This window comes from Stenotrophomonas sp. (genome assembly GCF_050737075.1).
Taxonomy (GTDB): Bacteria; Pseudomonadota; Gammaproteobacteria; order Xanthomonadales; family Xanthomonadaceae; genus Stenotrophomonas.
Genome location: NZ_JBOHXV010000001.1, coordinates 150,285 through 171,410 on the forward strand (window position 1 = coordinate 150,285; position 21,126 = coordinate 171,410).

Annotated in this window: 14 protein-coding genes; 9 read left to right on the forward strand and 5 right to left on the reverse strand. The window is 66.0% G+C overall.

All coding sequences use genetic code 11. The features are described 5' to 3' along the window. Nucleotides 1-156: 156 nt before the first annotated feature. The 5 genes from ACREPD_RS00675 (at nucleotide 157) to ACREPD_RS00695 (ending at nucleotide 5,007) form a co-directional block, all read left to right on the forward strand. The gene (locus ACREPD_RS00675) at nucleotides 157-2,382 is read left to right on the forward strand and encodes an NADP-dependent isocitrate dehydrogenase (protein WP_431597476.1); all 2,226 of its coding nucleotides are present in this window, start codon (nucleotides 157-159) and stop codon (nucleotides 2,380-2,382) included. Nucleotides 2,383-2,686: 304 nt separating this feature from the next. Next, on the forward strand, nucleotides 2,687-3,640 hold the full coding sequence (locus tag ACREPD_RS00680) for a hypothetical protein (RefSeq protein ID WP_431597477.1): 954 nt from the start codon (nucleotides 2,687-2,689) through the stop codon (nucleotides 3,638-3,640). 2 nt (nucleotides 3,641-3,642) lie between these two features. After that, nucleotides 3,643-4,191, forward strand: a complete 549-nt coding sequence (locus tag ACREPD_RS00685) for a GTP-binding protein (protein WP_431597478.1) — start codon at nucleotides 3,643-3,645, stop codon at nucleotides 4,189-4,191. After that, complete coding sequence (locus ACREPD_RS00690; RefSeq protein ID WP_431597479.1) at nucleotides 4,184-4,621, forward strand: roadblock/LC7 domain-containing protein; 438 nt, start codon at nucleotides 4,184-4,186, stop codon at nucleotides 4,619-4,621. The genes ACREPD_RS00685 and ACREPD_RS00690 overlap by 8 nt, the downstream gene beginning before the upstream one ends. A gap of 26 nt (nucleotides 4,622-4,647) precedes the next feature. Beyond that, complete coding sequence (locus ACREPD_RS00695) at nucleotides 4,648-5,007, forward strand: hypothetical protein (protein WP_431597480.1); 360 nt, start codon at nucleotides 4,648-4,650, stop codon at nucleotides 5,005-5,007. 100 nt (nucleotides 5,008-5,107) lie between these two features. Here the strand turns inward: ACREPD_RS00695 and ACREPD_RS00700 are convergent, their stop codons facing one another. After that, nucleotides 5,108-5,578, reverse strand: a complete 471-nt coding sequence (locus ACREPD_RS00700; protein ID WP_431597481.1) for a hypothetical protein — start codon at nucleotides 5,576-5,578, stop codon at nucleotides 5,108-5,110. A gap of 427 nt (nucleotides 5,579-6,005) precedes the next feature. On the opposite strand from ACREPD_RS00700, the gene ACREPD_RS00705 reads away from it, so the two are divergent. Together ACREPD_RS00705 and aceK are read left to right on the forward strand one after the other, a co-directional pair. After that, nucleotides 6,006-7,592 (forward strand): MASE1 domain-containing protein, encoded by a 1,587-nt coding sequence (locus tag ACREPD_RS00705; protein ID WP_431597482.1) that lies wholly within the window; start codon nucleotides 6,006-6,008, stop codon nucleotides 7,590-7,592. Nucleotides 7,593-7,693: 101 nt separating this feature from the next. Then, nucleotides 7,694-9,430 carry a bifunctional isocitrate dehydrogenase kinase/phosphatase gene (gene aceK, locus ACREPD_RS00710; RefSeq protein WP_431597483.1) on the forward strand — a complete coding sequence of 579 codons (1,737 nt, stop codon included), beginning with the start codon at nucleotides 7,694-7,696 and terminating at the stop codon, nucleotides 9,428-9,430. 9 nt (nucleotides 9,431-9,439) lie between these two features. Here aceK and ACREPD_RS00715 read toward each other — a convergent pair whose 3' ends face one another. From ACREPD_RS00715 to ACREPD_RS00725, 3 genes are all read right to left on the reverse strand, one after another. Continuing rightward, a complete protein-coding gene (locus ACREPD_RS00715; protein ID WP_431597484.1) occupies nucleotides 9,440-11,026 on the reverse strand; it encodes a sensor domain-containing diguanylate cyclase in 1,587 nt (528 codons plus the stop codon). 97 nt (nucleotides 11,027-11,123) lie between these two features. Beyond that, on the reverse strand, nucleotides 11,124-12,140 hold the full coding sequence (locus tag ACREPD_RS00720) for a cupin-like domain-containing protein (RefSeq protein WP_431597485.1): 1,017 nt from the start codon (nucleotides 12,138-12,140) through the stop codon (nucleotides 11,124-11,126). A 61-nt stretch (nucleotides 12,141-12,201) separates the two neighbouring features. Next, entirely contained in the window at nucleotides 12,202-15,213 is a 3,012-nt protein-coding gene (locus tag ACREPD_RS00725; protein WP_431597486.1) for a TonB-dependent receptor, read from the reverse strand. A gap of 420 nt (nucleotides 15,214-15,633) precedes the next feature. Between ACREPD_RS00725 and ACREPD_RS00730 the strand changes: the two genes are divergently transcribed. Then, nucleotides 15,634-16,905 (forward strand): sugar MFS transporter, encoded by a 1,272-nt coding sequence (locus ACREPD_RS00730; protein ID WP_431597487.1) that lies wholly within the window; start codon nucleotides 15,634-15,636, stop codon nucleotides 16,903-16,905. A gap of 4 nt (nucleotides 16,906-16,909) precedes the next feature. Here the strand turns inward: ACREPD_RS00730 and ACREPD_RS00735 are convergent, their stop codons facing one another. Continuing rightward, entirely contained in the window at nucleotides 16,910-17,917 is a 1,008-nt protein-coding gene (locus ACREPD_RS00735) for a LacI family DNA-binding transcriptional regulator (RefSeq protein ID WP_431597488.1), read from the reverse strand. 326 nt (nucleotides 17,918-18,243) lie between these two features. Between ACREPD_RS00735 and ACREPD_RS00740 the strand changes: the two genes are divergently transcribed. Then, the gene (locus tag ACREPD_RS00740) at nucleotides 18,244-20,772 is read left to right on the forward strand and encodes a glycoside hydrolase family 3 N-terminal domain-containing protein (protein WP_431597489.1); all 2,529 of its coding nucleotides are present in this window, start codon (nucleotides 18,244-18,246) and stop codon (nucleotides 20,770-20,772) included. The last annotated feature ends 354 nt before the right edge of the window (nucleotides 20,773-21,126 follow it).

Consider the following 21,126-nt stretch of genomic DNA (forward strand, 5'->3'; position numbering starts at 1 on the left):
GCTGCGTCTTTTTTATGTGTGCGGATCGCAGTGTTCCAGTACGTTCGCGTATGGTCCGGCTTTGCTCCGGGGGTCTGAAAACGCGACAATGAGGGGGTTACCCGGCATCGCCATCGGCGATCACTCATCAGATCCGCAAGAGAGCATCAGTCCCCCATGTCGAATACGCCCAAGATTCTCTACACGCTTACCGATGAAGCTCCGTTCCTGGCGACTCAGTCGCTGCTGCCGATCGTCGAGGCGTACACCGCCACCGCCGGCATCGCGGTCGAAACCCGTGACATCTCGCTGTCCGGCCGCATCCTGGCGCTGTTCCCGGATTACCTGAAGGACGACCAGAAGGAAGTGGACCACCTGGCCGAGCTGGGCCAGCTGGCGACGACCCCGGACGCCAACATCATCAAGCTGCCCAACATCAGCGCCTCGGTGCCGCAGCTCAAGGCCGCCATCAAGGAACTGCAGGACCAGGGCTTTGCCCTGCCGAACTATCCGGACGTGCCCAGCGACGACGTGTCGCGCGACATCAAGGCGCGCTACGACAAGGTCAAGGGCAGCGCCGTGAATCCGGTGCTGCGCGAAGGCAACTCCGACCGCCGCGCGCCGCTGTCGGTCAAGAACTACGCCCGCAAGCATCCGCACCGCATGGGCAAGTGGTCGCCCGAATCGAAGTCGCACGTCGCGCACATGGACGGCGGTGATTTCTACGGCAGCGAAAAGTCGGCCACCCTGGCCGCCGCAGGCAGCCTGAAAATCGAACTGAAGCAGGCCGATGGCACCACCGTCGTGCTGAAGGAAAAGACCGCGGTCAAGGCCGGCGAGATCGTCGACGCGGCGGTGATGAGCCGCAACGCGCTGGCCTCCTTCGTGCAGGCGCAGATCGCCGACGCCAAGGCCAAGGGCGTGCTGTTCTCGCTGCACCTCAAGGCCACCATGATGAAGGTCTCCGACCCGATCATGTTCGGCGTGGTGGTGGAAGAGTTCTACAAGGACGTGCTGGCCAAGCACGCCGACGTGCTCAAGCAGGCCGGCTTCGACCCCAACAACGGCATCGGCGACCTGTACGCGCGCCTGCCGCAGCTGCCCGAAGCGCTGCAGGAAACCATCAAGGCCGACCTGGCTGCCGAATACGGCAAGCGCCCCGGCCTGGCGATGGTCAATTCCGACAAGGGCATCACCAACCTGCACGTGCCCAGCGACGTCATCGTCGACGCCTCGATGCCGGCCATGATCCGCGACTCCGGTGGCATGTGGAATGCCGACGGCAAGCTGCAGGACACCAAGGCCGTCATCCCCGACCGCTGCTATGCCGGCGTGTACCAGGCGGTCATCGATGACTGCATCGCCCACGGCGCGTTCGACCCGGCCACCATGGGCTCGGTGCCCAACGTGGGCCTGATGGCGCAGAAGGCCGAAGAGTACGGCTCGCACGACAAGACCTTCCAGATCCCCGCCGACGGCACCGTGCGCGTCACCGATGAGGCCGGCGCCGTGGTGTTCGAACACACCGTGCAGACCGGCGACATCTGGCGCATGTGCCAGACCAAGGACGCGCCGATCCAGGATTGGGTGAAGCTGGCCGTCAACCGCGCGCGCCTGAGCGGCACCCCGGCCGTGTTCTGGCTGGACGCCGCACGCGCGCACGACGCGCAGGTGATCGCCAAGGTGAACACCTACCTCAAGGACCACGACACCAGCGGCCTGGACATCCGCATCCTGACCCCGGTGGAAGCCACCGCGTTCTCGCTGGACCGCATCCGCAAGGGTGAGGACACCATCTCGGTGACCGGCAACGTGCTGCGCGATTACCTCACCGACCTGTTCCCGATCATGGAGCTGGGCACCAGCGCCAAGATGCTGTCGATCGTGCCGCTGATGGCCGGCGGTGGCCTGTTCGAGACCGGTGCCGGCGGCTCGGCGCCCAAGCACGTGCAGCAGTTCGTGGAAGAGGACTACCTGCGCTGGGATTCGCTGGGCGAGTTCCTGGCGCTGGCCGCGTCGCTGGAGCACCTGGGCAACCGCTACGACAACGCCGGTGCCACCGTGCTGGCCAAGACCCTGGACCAGGCCAACGGCCAGTTCCTGGACAACGACAAGTCGCCGTCGCGCAAGCTGGGTGGCATCGACAACCGCGGCAGCCACTTCTACATCGCGCTGTACTGGGCCCAGGCCCTGGCCGCGCAGGATGACGATGCCGCGCTGAAGGCCCGCTTCGCTCCGCTGGCCAAGGCGCTGGCCGACAACGAGCAGGCCATCGTGGCCGAGCTGGCTGCGGTGCAGGGCAAGCCGGTGGACATCGGCGGCTACTACCGTCCGGACGTGGCCAAGGCCAGCAAGGCCATGCGCCCGAGCAGCACGTTCAACCAGGCATTGGCCGCACTGTAAGGCTCGACTCCGCCCTGGTGGCGATCGAAAAGAGAACCCGCGCTTCGGCGCGGGTTTTTTTTGGCCTGCATTCCGGGAAATTCTGTGAACTCCGTCGCCACCTTTTTCGATCGGAGGAGGCGCGTCGGTTCGTAAAGACGGCATGAAACTTGCCTGTCGCCGCCGGTTGCGGTGAGAGATTTTTTGGCCAGGTGTCCACACTCAAAGTGTGCAATCCATCACCCATGTCAGCAGGAGCCATGGCATAGGCTAACGACGATCTTTTCAGCAATCGCTGTGATCTCTCACAACCCAGGGGAAGGCGATGGCCAGGGTGCTGGTGGTCGGATCGGATGTCCAGGGAGAACGTGCGTTGCTGCAGCGCCTGCGTGTGGCCGCTTCATTGCCGGCCGATACGGTCCGCAGCTGTCGCGACCTCGATGAGTGTGACCTGCTGGTGATCAAGGACACCCCTGCGCTGCGTAATGCCGCGTTGCGCATGGTGCGCGAACGCCCACGCATCCAGTTCTGGGTGGAAGACCAGGACGGCCAGCTGCGGCAGGGGCAGGGCGACAACCGCGGCGTTCTGGACGACAACGCGATTGAACATGCGCTGCGGCGCATGCCCGAAGCGCCGATCAGCATCGACGAACCGTGCACCGCGCGTGGCGCCAAGGCGATCACCCGCGCGCTGCGCGAAAGCCTGCCGGCACGCCAGGGCCATGCGGTGCTGGCACTGGAGGGTTCGCCGCGGCTACTGCTGGATTTCGTCCAGGACCAGATGGTGGTACCGGCCGGCGTCCCGGTCGCGGACCTCGCGCAGCACCTGTCCGACAGCTTCGACGCGCTGTCGCTGCATGGCATTTCCGAACGACGTTACCAGCAGTTGGCCGGTGCGCTGCCGCGCCAGCCGCTGCGTCCCCTGTTGTGGCAATGGGGGCTGCGGCCGGCGCACTGGCACGACCTTGATGCGCGCCTGCAGCGCCACGCACGGGTGAAGCTGCTGCGCTGGCCGGACTTCCGCGTCCTCGGCCACCAGCACGACAGCTTCCGGCTGTGTTCGTTGCTGCTCAAGCGTGCGTGCAGCGTGGACGAATGCGCGCGGCTGCTCGACATGCCGGCCGAGGCGGTGCGCGGTTTCGTCCATCCGGCCTATCTGTGCGGCTACGCCGCGTTGGAAGACACCGCCGCGAGCGCACCGATGCTGCGCGCCGGCAGCGGCGGCGGCACCCTGCTGGCCCGGATGTGGCGCAGCGTGCGCCAGCGCGGCGGGGGTTGAGCGTGCGCGAACACAAGATCGTCGTGCTGGGCACGATGGGCAGCGGCAAGTCGACGCTGGTGCGCGCGATTGCCGAAGGCGCGGTGATCGACACCGACGTGCCCAACAGTGACCGCCAGGGCGCGGACAAGGCCTCCACCACCGTGGCCATGGACTACGCCGACATCGACCTGCCCAACGGCGACCGCTTGCGCCTGTATGGCACGCCGGGCCAGCAGCGCTTCGACTTCCTGTGGCCGATCCTGCTGCAGGGCGCCAGCGGCGTGGTCCTGCTGCTCGACGCGACCCGCCACGCGGCGGCGGACGAGCTTCAGGCCTATCTGGAGGTCCTGCGCCAGCATGCCGCGCAGGTGCCGGCGGTGATCGGCATTTCACGGCTGGACCTGGCGCCGGCGTTCGACCTGGAATCGTGCGCGGCGATCGCCGGTTGGGAAGATCGCCTGCTGCCGGTACTGCCGCTGGATGCGCGCGAGCGCGAACAGGGCCTGCTGCTGATGGACGTGCTGATGAGCGAAATGGAAACCCGCGACCTGGTGATGAGCGATGGCTGACGGACACGATGCGCGCCGGCTGGAGCCGGCCACACGCGAGCGCGTGATGCAGCACCTGCAGACCTTCGCCGGCGACATCAACGGCGTGCGCAGCGTGGTGCTGGCGAGCGTGGACGGCTTCGCGCTGGTCCCGGCGGCCGGAACCCATGGCAACGGCGAGCGGCTGGCCGCCATGACCAGCGCGATGCTGGCACTGGCCGCAGCAGTAGGGCGCGAGCTCGCGCTGGGCGAACTGGAAGTGCTGATGCTGGAAGCCGGCGAGGGCAAGGTGCTGATGCTGGCGCTGCCGTGCACGCCGGTGCCGCTACTGCTGATGACCGCCTGCGACACCCGCTGCGTGATCGGCAAGGTGCTTTGGAGTGCCAAGGAATGTGGCCGCAACATCATGGCCGAACTCAGCGGATCACGAGCCGATCCGCAGGGCAACTAGGGGCTCGACAACCAACGGGGTGCAACATGGCAGGACTGGACGATACCTTGAATGCGCTGATGTCCATCGACGGCGCGCAGGCAGTGGCGCTGGTGGACTACGAAAGCGGGATGCTGCTGGGCGAAGCGGGCTCGGGCATGGACATGGAAGTGGCCGCGGCGGGCAATACCGAGGTGATCCGCGCCAAGATGAAGACGGCCGCATCGCTCAACCTCAACGACACCATCGAGGACATCCTGATTTCGCTGGGCAAGGCGTACCACATCATGCGCCCGGTGGCGAAGAAGCAGGGCCTGTTCCTGTACCTGGTCCTGGACCGCAACAAAGCCAACCTGGCGCTCGCGCGGCGCAAGGTGCAGGACGTGGAAAGCCAGTTGGCGCTGTAAGGCGCGGTTCCGCTGCCGGCCAACCAAGGGCTGGTCGGCAGCATACCCTCAAGCACGACCGCACAATCAGAACTTCATTGGCCGGATTGGGTTGCCGTATTCACGGGGACGTTTCAACGGACCACACGGCAGCGGCGCCATCGTCATAAAGAGCCAGCGCGAATTCAGCATCGCTGAAGACAACTTGGCGGTCCGCACCCGGCAGCATGTTGCGCGGATTCGACGGGAGCGACACTACGGCGTATGAGTCGCCGGCCGGCAGCGTCCAGAATTCACGCCCCGCCTTCGCAAGAATTACGTGCACTCGACCAAGGTCGTCGTTGACCTGGTAGTACGAAATTCCGTCGCGCTCGAAAGCGTACACGCGCCACGCGGGTAGAAGACTCAAGTTGGCTGCATGAGGGAGCGTCTGCCCCAGCCCGTGGCTGGCGAGCTCCGAGCCATGGTGGTCATGCTGGGCTATCGAGATGCCCGGCAACATGAAAGCAAGCGCCGCGAGCAGCGGGCCCACAAAGATAGATTGGCGCACGGAAACCTCGCAGCAGAAGACGAACGTTCGGGAAGACTTCATATGCTATCGACCGTTCTTCGCTGGCGCATTGAAGAATCTCTGAACAACCCGGAATGCGTGTGGCCGTGCCTCAATCGATTGCAGGTCATCAGCAGGCCGCCAGTGCGACTCGATCGCGCGGCATGGAAGTGACGGGGCGGAATGCGGCATGCAAGGGGGGATAGGAACTGGACGAAACAGAGGCGCAACGTGCGGAAAGGCATCGGTCCTCGCTTCCAACAAGTTGCGAACTTCAGCGCTAAATTCAGTCGAAGCGGAACCCGCATCATTATCTTGGTGTGACGGGCATCAATTATGTCGAGGGGCGCGCCATTGAATGCGCCAGAAGAGCCAGTTCTGGCATTTGCACGCGAGTGGAGTGGTCGATACCGTTCCGTCGCCAAGGCCCTGCATCAGGGTGGTGCCGGCTTGGCGGGAGGAGCGAAGCGTGCAATTGGAATGGTGGAAGAAGGGGGCGAGGCTTGAGCTCCGAATTCGCCCGGAGGGAATCGCGTTTGCCGTTGTGTATGCGCTGGCATGTTGGGCGACGCGCAAGGTGTCGCTGGATCAGTTCTATCTGCCGGCTGGGATGCGTGTGGCGGCATTGCTCTTGTGCCCGCCAAGATTTTGGTTCTATCTGATTCTGGGCGAGTACGCGTACTTCGCTCACATGCGCTATCCCATGATCGAGAAGTATGGTCTTGCCTGGGTGATTGTCGGTTCGGGCTGCCTGATGCCGTCGGTGGCCTTGGTCGTGCGGCTGCACGCTCGCCTGCTGCCAGCGAGAATTGACGTGTGGTTGTTATCTGTTGGCGTCATCTTGGCTGTAATGGTGACAATGTTGAACACGGTCATTGCGCACCTCCTTTGGCCAGTGCCTGTGCCAATTCCACTGGTCCAAAATCTGACGCGATTCGCGCTCGGTGACTATCTCGGTATCCTGACCATTGCACCTTTGGCGCTGCTCTGGTTTCTTCGAAACTCAGGGCAAGAGTGGAACCGGGCATGGCTTAGGCCAACGGTTGCATCGCTCCTTGTCATGCTTGCTTTGGGGCTGACGGCTGCGGCGCTTCCGTCCCAGTGGTCGGCGGGAAAGACAAGTCTGCAGCTCACCATGGCGCTTCCGGTCATAGCCTTGACGTGCATGCATGGGTGGCGAGGAGCAGCCATCGGTGTGCCCCTTCTCAACCTGATCATCGGCCTGACCACCCCTGCGCCAACGCGTCTTTCCTTTGATCACGGCACCTTTGTAACCCAGCAGATCATGGCGGTGGCGGGAACGGCGCTCCTTGCGCTCGGATCAAGGATCAGCCATCACTACCATCAGTACCGAACGGGCGATCTGGACCGAAGAATGGCCATAGAGCAAGTGAAGATGGCCAGTGAGCATGTCAGGACATCCCACATGGCAAGCGAGATGGACCTGCGTGAGCGGGCGTTGAGCATGCGCCGGCTGGGCGAGGGTATCGATCACTCGCTGAGCGAGATTGCCTATTTCCTGAAGCAGCACGGCAACCACAGCCTGGCCACGGACCTGTTGCGCATATCCGTGGCCAACTCAAGACAGTTTCGCGGGCAGACCAGCATGGTTTATCCCACCGCGCTGGAGCACGTGGGGCTGTACCTGGCGCTGCAGATCAGCGGCATCAACGAGGAATGGAGTGAGACCAACCGCGTGGCCACGCTCAGGTCGGACGGAGACCCCTGCCAACTCAGTGTGGGTCTACAGCTGGCCGCGTATCGCACCCTGGTGGAAGCCGTATCGCTGCTGCTCAAGCATGAGCCGGGCCAGGTGGGTATCCGGGCCCGGTGCGGACGGGTGAAGGGATATCAGGGCATCTTTGCCAGTGTTCAGCTCATTGATAAGGGTCACCCTGTCTCCCCGCCGACCGCGGCAATGGCGATCGAGCGGCTAACCGGCCGCACGCTGGCTTACAGCGGCACCGTGCAGTGCCGTCGCAATCGCATTCGCATCGTGTTGATCGAGGCGCCTGTCGCTTCCAAGGCTGCCCTCAGTTCCCAGACGCTGGCCTGAGGGCGCTTGTAGACCCGATGGCGGGCGGTCCATGCGGTCCGGGGTTGCCGGCCATGCGCCGGCACTACTATGGTGGGGGTCGGTCCTTCCGGTCGCGCTGCATGCCTGTTGCCGATTCCCATGACGCTGAAGGGCTGGCCCCGGGGCTGGCCGTGCGTATCCGCGACGGTTTCGAGGATTACCATGCGCGCTTCGCCGCGATCACCCGCCGCGCGCGTGCGCGCTTCGAGGCCCGCGACTGGGCGGGTGCGCGCCAGGATGCGGTGGAGCGCATCGGCCTGTACGACCACTGCATTGCCGAAACCGTCGACACCCTGCGTCGCGTGGCCGGCGATGCCATCGGCCAGCGCGAGCTGTGGCTGCAGGTGCGTACCGCGTTCGCCGCGCGGGTGGATGGCCTGATCGACGCCGAGCTGTACAAGACCTTCTACAACACCCTGGCGCGCCGGCTGTTCGCCACCGAAGGCGTGGATGCGGCGGTGGAGTTCATGGCGCTGGACATGGAGCCGTCCGACGCCATCACCCATCCCGTCGCGCGCCACACCTACGCGCTCTCGCAGACCCGTCCGGCCGAGGCCTTCATGCGGGTGCTGGGCGACTTTCGCTTCGGTATTCCCTACGCACACCAGCTGCGCTGCGCGGCCGCCATCGCGGTGCGCCTGCAGGACGACCTGCAGCACTGGGGCGACAACCCGGTGCGCAGCATCGAGCTGCTCGACACGGTGTTCTACCGCGAACGGCGTGCCTACCTGGTTGGCCGTGTGTTCGGCGAACACCGCTTCTCGCCCTGCATCATCGCGCTGGTGAACGACGACAAGGGCCTGCGCGCGGAGGCGGTGCTGACCCGGCGCCGCGATGTGGCGCATCTGTTCGGTGTGTCGCGCAGCTACTTTCAGGCCGATCTCGGCACCGTGGGCGATGCGGTGGTGTTCCTGCGCAGCCTGCTGCCGGCCAAGCCGATCGACGAGATCTACACCGTGCTGGGCCGTGCCAAGCAGGGCAAGACCGAGCGCTATCGCACCTTCTTCAGGCATTTCCAGGAGCACCCCGACGAGCAGCTGGTGCACGCCGACGGCACCCCGGGCATGGTCATGGCGGTGTTCACCCTGCCCAGCTATCCACTGGTGTTCAAGCTGATCCGCGACCGCTTCGCCTGGCCCAAGACCATGACCCGGCACCAGGTGGAGGAAAAGTACGCCCTGGTGTTCAACCTCGATCGTGTCGGCCGTCTGCTCGACGCGCAGCCGTACCGCCACCTGCGCTTTCCGAAGGCGCGTTTCTCACCGGCGCTGCGTGAGGAGCTGCTCACCCAGTGTGCGGCCAGCGTTCGTGAAGACGGCGATTCCCTGGTGATCGCGTTGTGCTACGTGCAGCGCCGCTTCCGCCCGCTCAACCTTTACCTGCGCGAGCAGACGGCAGAGGCGCGCCGCGCCGCCGCGTTGGACTACGCGCAGGCGATCACCGACATGGCCCGCAACAACATCTTCCCCGGCGACATGCTGCCGAAGAACTTCGGTGTCTCACGGCATGGCCGCGCGGTGTTCTACGATTACGACGAGCTGTGCCTGGTCAGCGACTGCGTGTTCCGCGCGTGGCCGCAGCCGCGCAACGCCGACGAGGCGATGTCCGATGAGCCCTGGTTTCACGTCGGCCCACGTGACGTGTTCCCGGAGCGCTTCGCGCCGTTCATGGGCCTGCCGGCGGCGGAGCTGGCCGCGGTACGCGAGCACCACGGCCACCTGTTCGATCCCCAATGGTGGCAAGGACTGCAGGCGCGTTTCGCGGCGGGCGATTACCCGGACACGCCGCCTTATGCGGCCCGCCACAGGCTGGCCTGACAGGCCGCCCTAAAGCGCGGCACTACCTTCCGGCGCCGGGTACACCACCGTGCGGTTGCGGCCCTGTTCCTTGGCCATGTACAGCGCCTTGTCGGCCAGGCGCAGCGCCTGCTGCGGGTCTTCGTGGTACGACGGGTAGTGGGCTACGCCCAGCGACACCGTTACCGTGCCCACCTGTTCGAACACTTCCGCTTCCACCTGCAGCCGCAGCCGCTCGGCGATGCCGGCGGTAGCGCCGACGTCGATGCCCGGCAGCAGGATCAGGAATTCCTCGCCGCCGTTGCGGCACAGCAGATCGGTATCGCGCGAATCGTCGCGCATCAGCTGCGCGATGCGCAGGATCACCGCATCGCCCACGGCGTGGCCGAAGCGGTCGTTGATGGTCTTGAAGCGGTCGATGTCCAGCGCGATGATCCCGAACGGCTGCCCGCGCGCCTGCCAGTCTTCCAGGCCTTCCTGCAGGCCGCGCCGGTTCTGCAGGCCGGTGAGCGGGTCGGTCATGCTGGCGCGGTTGAGCTTGCCGATCCGGTCCTGCAGCAGGTTGAAGCTGTACAGCAGGGCCTGCTTGAGGTGCGCGGCTTCGTAGTACCAGGCCTTGATCCCGGTGACATGGCGGATGGCGATGCCGGTGTCGCGGTTCTGCACGTTGCGCGCCATCTGCCACAGCGGCAGCGAAATGCGCCGGGCGAACCACCAGGTCACCAGCAGCGACAGCACGCCCAGCGGAATGGCATTCCAGATCACCGCCTTCATCAGGCGCGACAGCGGCGCCAGCGTGGCCTCGGTGGGGCGCTGCGCCACCACGCCCCAGCCGACGCTGGGTACGGGCGCGTAGCCGGCCAGCATCATCACGCCGTGGCTGTTGCGGACTTCCTGTGCGCCCGAGTGGCCCTGGCTGACTGCCTTCACCGCCGGGTTCTCCAGCGCGAACTGGCCGACCCGGTCGGGTTCGATGTGGTACAGGATGCGGCCGTTGCGGTCGACCACGTACAGGTACGAACCGTCGCGGTAGTAATGCTTGCCCAGCAGGCTCTGCAGGATGCTGCGCTGGCGCAGGTAGATGGTGCCGCTGACGTAGCCCTGGTACTGGCCCTGCGGGTTGAAGATGGGGTGCGAAATGGCGACCAGCAGGCGGCCGGTAGCGGATTGATAAGGATCGCTGATGTACGGCTCGCGCCGCTTCAAGGCTTCGCTGTTGCCCTGGCTCTTGAGCACCACGCCCTGCAGCGCCAGGCTCAGTGGCGAGGTAGCCAGGACGGTGCCGGCCGGGTCGACGATCAGCACCGAGTTGAAGCTGTTGGTCTGCAACTGCAGGCGGGCCGCTTCGGCCTCCAGCTCGGTACGGGTGTGCGCACGCTGCCCCAGCCCCGTGGCGGCGTAGGCCAGCTGCTGCTGCGCGGACAGCACGAAGTTCTGGGTACTCTCGGCCAGCTTGCTGGCATACACCCGGTTGGATTCCAGCGTGTTGCCGATCAGTTGCTCGCGCTGCACGCGGTAGCTGGCGTGAAGGGTATTGGCCAGTGCAACGATGGCACTCAGCAGGGCCAGGGCAAGGATCAGCTTGCCCAGGTTGAGGCGGGACGACAGCAGGGGCATGACGTGGGGAACCGACGACGGAGCTCGGCGCGGATTATCACGGATTCGCAGGCGATGTGGGTAAAACGCTGTGGGCCGCTGCAGGCCCCCTACAGGCTCAGCGTTCCAGCCGCTTGCGCAGGACGCTGCGCACGTTGGCGGCCATGCCCGGATCCAGCGGGCCCAACACCCCGCGCGCCGCCTCGGGAATGTGCGCGGTGGTGTCCCCGCCGGCGGCGAACACATAGTGGTCGAACAGCGCCCGCCAGTGCCGACGCTGCGCCGGCGGCAGCTCGCGCAGTGCCAGCAGCGAGAGCATCAGGGCGTTCATCGGCGCGTCCACCCAGCCCGGCACCGGCCGCCACCAGTAGTTCACCAGCACGTTGAAGTCGTCCAGCCCTTCCATGTGGTGCCACCACAGCGAGGGAATGAACAGCGCATCGCCCGGGCCCAGTTCGGCCACCTGGGCGCTGGCCAGGGCGCGGTCGAAGCGCGGGAAACGCGCCAGGTCGGGCGCGGCGAAGTCCACCAGGCTCACCGCCTGCCCGGCGGGAGTGAAGTCCAGCGGCCCCACGTACAGGTTGCCGATCTGGTCCGGCGGAAACAGCGTGACCCGGCGCCGGCCCGCCGCCACGCAAGCCAGGTTGTCCGGCACGTCGTGGTGGGCGGCAATGCGCGAGCGGTTGCCGATCCAGATGCTGGCCAGCGGGTCGTCCACGCCCAGTTCCAGCGGGTTGTCCTGGCGGAAGCCGGGCAGGAAGCTGTCCAGGGTGGTGGAGGCCACATAGATGGTGGGTGCGGCGGGGGCCGTGCGGTACTTGAGCAGGGTATCGAGCACCACCTTCAGCGCGATCTGCTCGCGGCGGAAGTTGAACCCGCTCATGTCCGCGTTGTAGAAGATCCGGCCCTGTGCCTCGGGTGGGGCGGTGGTCGCCGTCACCGGCAGGGTGCCGTGGTCGTACTGCTTGAGATGGGCAACGGCGGCGTCGGCCGACGTGCGGGCGGCGGTGACCATCGGCCAGTCCGCCACCAGCCCGCGGATCACCTTCGGGGTGGTCCAGGTGGGCAGCAGCTCGGGCAGCCGGCTGCGGTCAAAGTCGCGCACTTCGTCGATCGGGCCGGGCGTGGCAGGCATGGCGGGGTCGCTTGCGGGCGGTGGCGGTGTGGCGAGTGTAGACCCGCCACACCGCCGTGGCTCAGAACTTGTAGCGGACGCCGAACATGTAGCGCGGGCCGGTCTGGGTGGCGTAGCGCAGCATGTTGGTGTGGCGCGCGTAGGTGCGCATGGTCTCGTCGGTGAGGTTGATCGCCTCCAGGCTCAGCGACAGCTGGTCGCTGACCGCGTAGCTGATGTTGAGGTCGAGCTGGCCGTAGTCATCGGTGTAGTTCGGGTTGGGGCCCTGGCCGCCGATGCCGTTGAGGAACTTGTCGCGCCAGTTGTAGGCCGCACGGATCTGCCAGCTGTTCTTGTCGTAGAACGCCACCAGGTTGGCCGAATCGCTCAGCCCCACCATCGGATACTGGTCGCCCAGGCTGAGGTTGTCGAAGGTCAGGCCCGACTTGACCTTGGTGTAGTTGGCGGCCAAGCCGAAGCCGGACTGGCCGAACAGGTGCTGCACGGCGATTTCCCAGCCGTCGAGATGGTCCGAACGCTGGTTGGCGGGCAGGGTGATGTCGAACCCTGCCACCGGGTCGCCGGGCTGGCCGACGATGGTGCCGGTGAGCTGGCCGGCCGAGTTGGTGCCGGTGGCGGTCACGCCGGGCTGGCCGTTGAAGTTGGTGAAGATGTAATCGCGGATGCAGGGCATGTCGCTCACCCCACAGCCGCCGGCTGCCAACGCGGCGTTCCAGTACGCGCCGCCCACCGGGGTATGCAGGTTGCCGGTGTTCTCGCGGACGATGGTGTTGCTGATGAAGTTCTTGATGTTCTTGCGGAAGAAGCCGACCGAGGCGTAGCTGGATTCGCCGTAGTACCACTCCAGCGACAGGTCGAAGTTGTCCGACAGCAGGGGCTCCAGCGCCGGGTTGCCGCGCGAGCCGCTACCGCCCTGGGTACGCACGATGTCGGCCAGCGACTGCCCGCTCTGGATCTGGTCCCAGCCCGCACGGCCCAGGCTGCGGCTGTAGCTGCCGCGCAGTGCCAGCGTATCGCTGATGTCCAGCTTCAGGTCCAGGTTGGGCAGCACGTAGTCGTACTTGCCGCTGTCGCTGATGAAGCCACTTTCGCTGGCGTAGTCGATGTTGAGTTCGTTGGCCGAACTCCAGCTGATGCCGTTGGGGACGCGCACCATCGCGGTGGAATCCACGTCGGTCTGCTCATAGCGCACGCCGACGGCCACGTTCAGCGGCATCGACCAGTCGAAGGTCGTGCGGTACTGCAGGAACGCGCTCTTGGACTTCTCGTTGGTACGGATGTCCTGCGAGTACTCGGTAGGTGCCACGTAGCAGGTCGGGCAGGCCGGGTCGGACGCGGTGCCAACCTGGGCGGCGCGGTTGATCAGGCGGTCGAAGTCGAACACCAGGAACTGGCCCGTCAGGCGCGGGTCGTTGTGGCCGGAGAAGGCATCGAAGTACTTCGCCATGTCGTCGGCATACCAGATGCTGTCGTCATAGTCGGCCGGCGTGCCCAGCCCGCCCCAGGTATTGCGCTGCATGATCGCCGACGCCGAACGGTTCTTGACGTCGGTGTAGCCCACGCCGAAGTCGAGTGCGGAGTAGTCGGCGAACTTGAAGGTACCGCGGCCCTGGTACTGTTCGACCTCGGACTTGTTGTAGCTGTTCTGGAACACCGAGCCGGTGACCAGCGCATCGGCGGCCTGCACGCCGCCCGGCGGCAGCGCGATGTTGATGATCGGCAGGTCGCCGCTGTAGTCGACCGTGGTCTTGCCGCGCACGAAGGCGGCCACGCCGAGCACGCCGGCCGAACCGTACGGGCTGTCCGGCTTCGACTCGCCGGTGGAATGGTGCGCGTCGAAGTTCAGGGTCAAGGCGTCATTGACCTCCCACTCCACGTTGAAGCCCAGCGAGTCCAGCGTGTTCTTGGTGGCCAGCTGCGCGCCACCCATCGACACGTCCGAGTTGACCATGTCTTCGCTGTAGATGATCGGCGCGGCGACCGGACCGTTGGTCCAGGTGCTGTCGCCCGGGCCGTAGTTGAACCACACCGACAGTTCGCTGCGCTGCTGCTGCACCTTGTTTTCCACGTAGGTGTAGTCCAGCGTGGTGGTGACGTTGTCGACCGGCTTCCACTGCAGGGTGGCCTGGCCGTTGGTGCGCTGGCGCTGCACACCGTTGACGTTGTAGGCGGTGTTCTGCGGGCGGCCGTACACGTCGTCGGCACCCGGACGGTTCTGGATGCGGTCGGAATACCCCTGGCCCGGCTGCGGCAGTGCCCGCCAGTCGGTGGTGTCGTTGCCCTTGAGCGTGGCCCAGCCTTCGGCCACCGTGGCCTGGTTGAAGCCGGAGTCACGCTCCTGGTAGCTGCCGCTCAGCATCACACCGAAGCGCCCATCGGCATACGTATCGCTGAAGATGCCCGACATCTCGCCGGTGTACTTCGAGCCCTGCAGCGTGCGCGGCAGGTTGTCGTTGGAGGTATCGCTGACCGCCTTCAGGCCGACACTGACCACCGGCGCCGATTCGAGCGGACGCAGGGTTTTGACGTTGATCGTGGCGCCGATGCCACCGGTCGGGTTGTCGGCGCGGGTGGTCTTGAACACTTCCACCGCCGAGATCGACTCGGACGCGATGTTGGCGAAGTCGAACGAACGCGAGCCGGAGAGCCCGCCGCCGCCGTTGCCCAGGTTGGACGCCGGCATCTGGCGGCCGTTGAGCAGCACCAGGTTGAAGTCCGGGCCGATGCCGCGCACGGTGACCTTCGAGCCTTCGCCGCTGGAGGTGCGGTCGATCGACACGCCGCTGATGCGCTGCAGCGATTCGGCCAGGTTGGTATCGGGGAACTTGCCGATGTCCTCGGCCACGATGCCATCCACCACGCCCTGGCTGTCGCGCTTGAGGTTCATCGACGAGGTGAGGCTGCCGCGGATGCCGGTGACCTGCACCGTATCGAGCGTGGCCGGATCCAGCCCTTCCGATGACGACGCAGCGCCGTCGCGGGTGGTGTCCTGGGCCCACGCCGGCCCGGCCAACACGGCGAGCAGCGCGGAAGTGAGCATTGCCTTGCGGGGTACGGCCTTGTACGTCTTCATGAAAGCTCCCTCCCCAGGGAATTCGGAAATGGCAGTCCTACGGCGTCTGGCACGATTCAACAACGATGTGGGCGGATTGGGCCGACGCCTGACAGCGTTGTCAACAAAGTGCCACGAAGGGCAACATTGGTTGCATATCGCTGCGGTGCCAACGCGCTTCCAAACTGGACCGCCGCAGGGCTGGCAAACGCTGCACTGCGGGCCTTTCCGCCCGGTTTTGATGGGACGTGGTGCGCCCGATTCAGTACCGGTAGGTCGTTGTGCAGTGCAGAACGAAACTGCGCGAAACGGGTTTTCTGGGCGGTGCCCGCCGCTGTCGCGTGTTCTGACCGGTTGTCTGACAGCGCTGGACAACCGGGCGCCAAGCGAGTTCCATGTCTGGCCGCCGCTTGGCTGGCAATCCCATCAGAAGGACAGGCAATGGACACAACCACCGTGGTTCGCGGGCAACACGTACAGAGCACTCGCACGGCGCTGGCCGTGGTGACGGCCATCTTCTTCATGTGGGGCTTCATCACCTGCCTCAACGACATCCTGATTCCGCACCTCAAGGCTGCGTTCTCGCTGACCTGGGTGCAGGCGATGCTTATCCAGTTCACCTTCTTCGGCGCGTACTTCCTGATGTCGCTGCCGGCGGGCCGGCTGGTTGCAGCGGTCGGCTACAAGCGCGGCATCGTGGCCGGGCTGGCCATCGCTGGCGTGGGCGCCCTGCTGTTCTGGCCGGCCGCGGCGTTGCACGTCTACGGATTGTTCCTTGGCGCCCTGTTCGTGCTGGCGACCGGCATCACCGTGCTGCAGGTGGCGGCCAACCCCTATGTGGCATTGCTGGGTCCGGAGCAGACCAGTTCCAGCCGCCTCACCCTGGCGCAGTCGATGAACGCGTTGGGCACCACCATCGCACCGCTGTTCGGCGGCCTGCTGATCCTGGCCGCCGAGCCGCGCAGCGCCGAGCAGCTCGCGCTGCTGCCGCAGGCCGAAGCGCTGGCCTACCGTGCCGCCGAAGCGCAGTCGGTGCAGGTGCCGTATTTCGGCCTCGCCATCGTATTGTTCGTGCTGGCGGCGGCGATCTGGATGTTCCGCCTGCCCAGCATTGCCGGTGTGGAAGACAGCAAGGAACACGGCACCCTGGCCGCGGCCCTGCGCCACAAGCATCTGGCGTTCGGCGTGCTGGCGATCTTCTTCTACGTGGGTGCCGAAGTGTCGATCGGCAGCGTGCTGGTCAACTTCCTGTCCATGCCGGGCATCGGCGAGGGCCTGACCGAGCAGCAGGCCACCCACTATGTGTCGCTGTACTGGGGCGGCGCACTGGTGGGCCGCCTGGTGGGTACCTTCCTGCTGGCCCGCTTCGATCCGCGCCGCCTGCTGGGCCTGGCCGCACTGATCGTGATGGGTCTACTCGCGGTCACCATCCTGGGCACGGGCGAGCTCGCCAAGTGGAGCGTGGTCAGCGTGGGCCTGTTCAACTCGATCATGTTCCCGACCATCTTCGCGCTGGCCATCGGCGGCCTTGGGCCGCTCACCGGGCAGGGCTCCAGCCTGCTGGTGATGGCCATCGTGGGCGGCGCGGTGGTTCCGCTGGCCGTGGGCTGGCTGGCCGACCACTACGGGCTGCAGATGTCCTTCCTGCTGCCGATGCTCTGCTACCTGTTCATCGTGTTCTACGCATGGCGCGGCTCGCGCCGTTACGCCTGAGGGTTCAGCGCCGGCGCGGTGCGTGGGTGGATTCACGCACCAGCACGGCGTGGTCCACGGTGACCATGTGGCCGCCGCCGGGCGAGCGGATGCGTTCGATCAGCTGCTCGGTCGCCAGCCGGCCCATGCTGTCGGTGGGCTGGCGCACCGTGGTCAGCGCCGGGTAGATGTGGCCGGCAATGGGTGTGTCGTCGAAGCCGCATACCGAAAGATCGCGTGGCACGCGCAGGCCGCGCTGCCCTGCCACGCGGAACACGGCGGCGGCCATGTCGTCATTGGCCGCGAAGATGGCGGTCGGCGGCTCCGGCAAATCCAGCAGCATGTTGGCCGCCTCGATACCCGATTCGAACGAGAACTGGCCGTTCACCACCAGCGTCGGGTCATAGGCGATTCCTGCGTCACGCAGCGCCTGGCGATAGCCGGCCAGGCGCCACTGGCAGGCACCGTGCGTACGCGGTCCCTTGATGTGCGCGATGCGCCGATGGCCCTGCGCGACCAGGTGGCCGATCAGCTCCACCACCGCCGTGGTCTCATCCATGCGCACGCCGATGCGGCCTTCGGGATGACGGGGGGCGATGCTGGCGTACGGAATCTCATTGTCTTCCAGGTAGGCCAGCACCACCGCATCGTCGGTCAGCGGCGGGATCAGCACCACACCGTCGGGGCGCGAGTTTTCGAACAGCGCGGCCAGGTCGGGCAGGGTGCGCCGCCCGATGCCGACCGGGCCCAGGATCAGGTTGTAATGGTGCGCATGACAGGCCTCCAGCATGCCGTTCTGGATTTCCATCAGGTAATTGCGCGAGGGATTGTTGTAGACCAGCGCCAATGCATACGACCGCTGCCCGGCCAGGCTGCGGGCCGACAGGTTCGGTTTGTAGCCCAGCCGCGTCACCGCCACGAGTACGCGTTCGCGCGTCTCCGCGCGCACGTTCGGCTCGTTGTTGAGCACGCGCGATACGGTCTTGATCGAAACGCCCGCGACGGCGGCGACATCCTCGATACGACTACGCATGGTGCGATGGTTCCTCTGGAAGAGCCGGTCGGCCGCTGCCGATGGTAATGCGCTTGTGTCGTTTCGGGTTACCGATGCAGCCGGATGGTGCCATGACGCGGGGCATTCGTGCACGGTCCGAATTCCATGCGGCGCTGCAACAGCAACGACGGATTTTCATGGCGCTCCAAAACGTCCGGCCCAGCAACCACGGGGAAACCAGGACAAGGCGCGCGCCGAACGGTTGACAGGCCCACGCCCGGCTTATATGACAGCGCTGTCACCGGAGCCGCTGAAACGATCTGCGCCCGGTCCATCATTCGCATTTCCATTGGAGGTAGATGTCCGTGAGCAGCGCCCGGAAGACTCTTCTCACCGTCTGTGTACTGACGGCATTGACCGCCCAGGCGCATGCCGCGCCCGCCGCCGAGCGCCTGCAGGACTGGCCGCATGTGACCAGCGCGATCGCCAGCGACCCGGCAATCGAAAGTCGCGTGCGCAGCATCCTTGCGCAGATGACCCTGGCGCAGAAGGTCGGGCAGATGACCCAGCCGGAGATCAAGCAGATCACCCCCGAGCAGGTGCGCACCTACTACATCGGCTCGGTGCTCAACGGCGGCGGCTCGTGGCCGGGCATGGACAAGCACGCCAGCGTGGCGGACTGGGTCAAGCTGGCCGATGCGTATCACGCTGCTTCGCTGGCTACCGATGCGCGCACCCCGGTGCCGGTGATCTGGGGTACCGACGCCGTGCACGGCCACAGCAATGTGTACGGCGCCACGCTGTTCCCGCACAACATCGGCCTGGGCGCCACCCGCGACGCGGCGCTGATTGAACGCATCGGCGCCGCCACCGGCAACGCCACCCGCGCCACCGGCATTGGTTGGGTGTTCGCCCCGACGCTGGCCGTGGCGCATGACCCGCGCTGGGGCCGCACCTATGAGAGCTTCTCATCCGACCCGGCCATCGTGCGCGCGTACGCACAGGCCTACGTCAAGGGCGCGCAGGGCCGCTTTACCGGCGACGGCAACGTGGTGGCCACGGCCAAGCACTACATCGGCGATGGGGCGACCGACAACGGTCGCGACCAGGGCGAAGCCACGGTGGACAAGGCGACCATGATCAACGTGCACGGCCAGGGCTACTTCGGTGCGCTGGGCGAAGGCGTGCAGACCGTGATGGCCTCGTTCAACAGCTGGAACGACCGCGCCGGCGGCGTGGATTACGGCAAGATGCACGGCAGCCAGGCGCTGCTCACCGGTGCGTTGAAGGAGAAGATGGGCTTCGACGGCTTCGTCGTCTCCGACTGGAACGGCATCGCCCAGGTGCCGGGCTGCCGCAACGACAGCTGCGCGCAGGCGATCAACGCCGGCATCGACATGGTGATGGTGCCCGACGACTGGAAGGCGTTCATCGCCAACACCATCGCCCAGGTAGAGAGCGGCGAGATTCCGATGGCGCGCATTGATGATGCGGTGACCCGCATCCTGCGCGTGAAGCTGCGTGCGGGCCTGTTCGACCACAAGCCGTCCGACAGCCGCTACGCGGGCGACAGCAACGCGGTACAGCACCGCGAACTGGCGCGCGAAGCCGTGCGCGAATCGCTGGTGCTGCTGAAGAACCAGGACAAGGTGCTGCCGCTCAAGCGCGATGCACGCGTGCTGGTGGTGGGCAAGAGTGCGGACAGCCTCTCCGACCAGGCTGGCGGCTGGTCGCTCACCTGGCAGGGCACCGAGAACACCAACGCCGATTTCCCCAACGCCGATTCGGTGCTGGGCGCGCTGCGCGCCGAATTGGGCACGCAGCAGTTGACCTACAGTGCGGACGCCACGGGCATAGACGCGGCGTCCTTCGACGTGGTTGTCGCGGTGATCGGCGAAACGCCGTACGCCGAAACCAACGGCGACATCCTTGCCTCGGACACCGTCAGCCACAGCCGCGCCCACCCGCAGGACCTGGCCGTGCTCAAGGCGGCCGCCGCCACCGGCAAGCCGCTGGTCACCGTGTACTTCTCCGGCCGCCCGATGTACACCAATGACCTGCTCAACCTGTCGCAGGCGTTTGTCGCGGCCTGGCTGCCCGGCACGGAAGGCAAGGGCATCACCGACGTACTGGTGGCCGGCAAGGACGGCAAGCCCGCGCACGACTTCCATGGCCGGCTCAGCTTCCCGTGGCCGGGTGTGGCGTGCCCGGCGCCGATCGACCGCCCGGATCCCAAGCGCCCGGACCTGTTCAAGTTCGGCTATGGCCTGAGCTACGCACAGCCGGCGCAGGTCGCACGCCTGCCTGAATCCAACCCGGACCATTGCGGTGAAGTGACCACGTTGCCGATCTTCAACCGCGTGGACACCGCGCCGTTCTCGCTGCACGTCGCGGCCAACGGCGCTACCCAGCCGCTCGGCAATGATCTCAACGCCAGCCTGCGCTGGCCGAAGGAAACGCCGGTAGCGGAGGTGCGTACCGTGCAGATCAACACCCAGCAGGACGCCCGCGAAGTGACCTGGCTGGCCCCGGCGCAGTTGATCGCGCGCAGCACCTCGCGGCGCAATCTCGGCGCCCTGGCGCGCAGCGAGGGCGCGTTGCAGTTCGACGTGATGGTGCAGCACCAGCCCGCCTCACCGGTAAAGGTGACCATGCAGTGCGGCACCGGCTGCGAGGGCGGGGTGGATATCGCAGCGACGCTGGCTACGCTGTCACCCGGACAGAAGCGCACCGTGACCATTCCGCTGGCCTGCTTCGCCAGCAAGGGCGTGGACCTGGGCGCAGTGGAGGCGCCGTTCGTGGTCAGCGCGGACAAGCCGTTCGCCGCCGCGTTTACCCAGGTGCGGATCGCAGCGAAGGCGGACAAGGCCGCGGGTGTGGTGGACTGCAAGTGATGCATGGGCCGGCCGACGGCCGGCCCTCAGGTTCCCGGATACGCACTCGCGGCGAACTGTCTTCCGGATATAGGAGCAGTTTCAAAGGCAGCCATCCGCGTCATGCGTAACGTGCGAGGCACATGCATGCGGGGAGGCTGATATGACGCTTATCCATGTTCTGGGTGGGGCGTCGCTGCTGTTTCTGGTGGCGGTGTCTACCGTGATCAGAGCGGGGATCGGAGTGGATCGGGGGGAGGGTGCGCCGGCGAAACCGGAGACTGTCTGTAACGGCGCGCGATAAATCGCCCGCCGCTCCTGCGATAAATGAAGGGGGCCTAGTGTTGCACCCCCTGCAAGGAAATTGCACGGGGC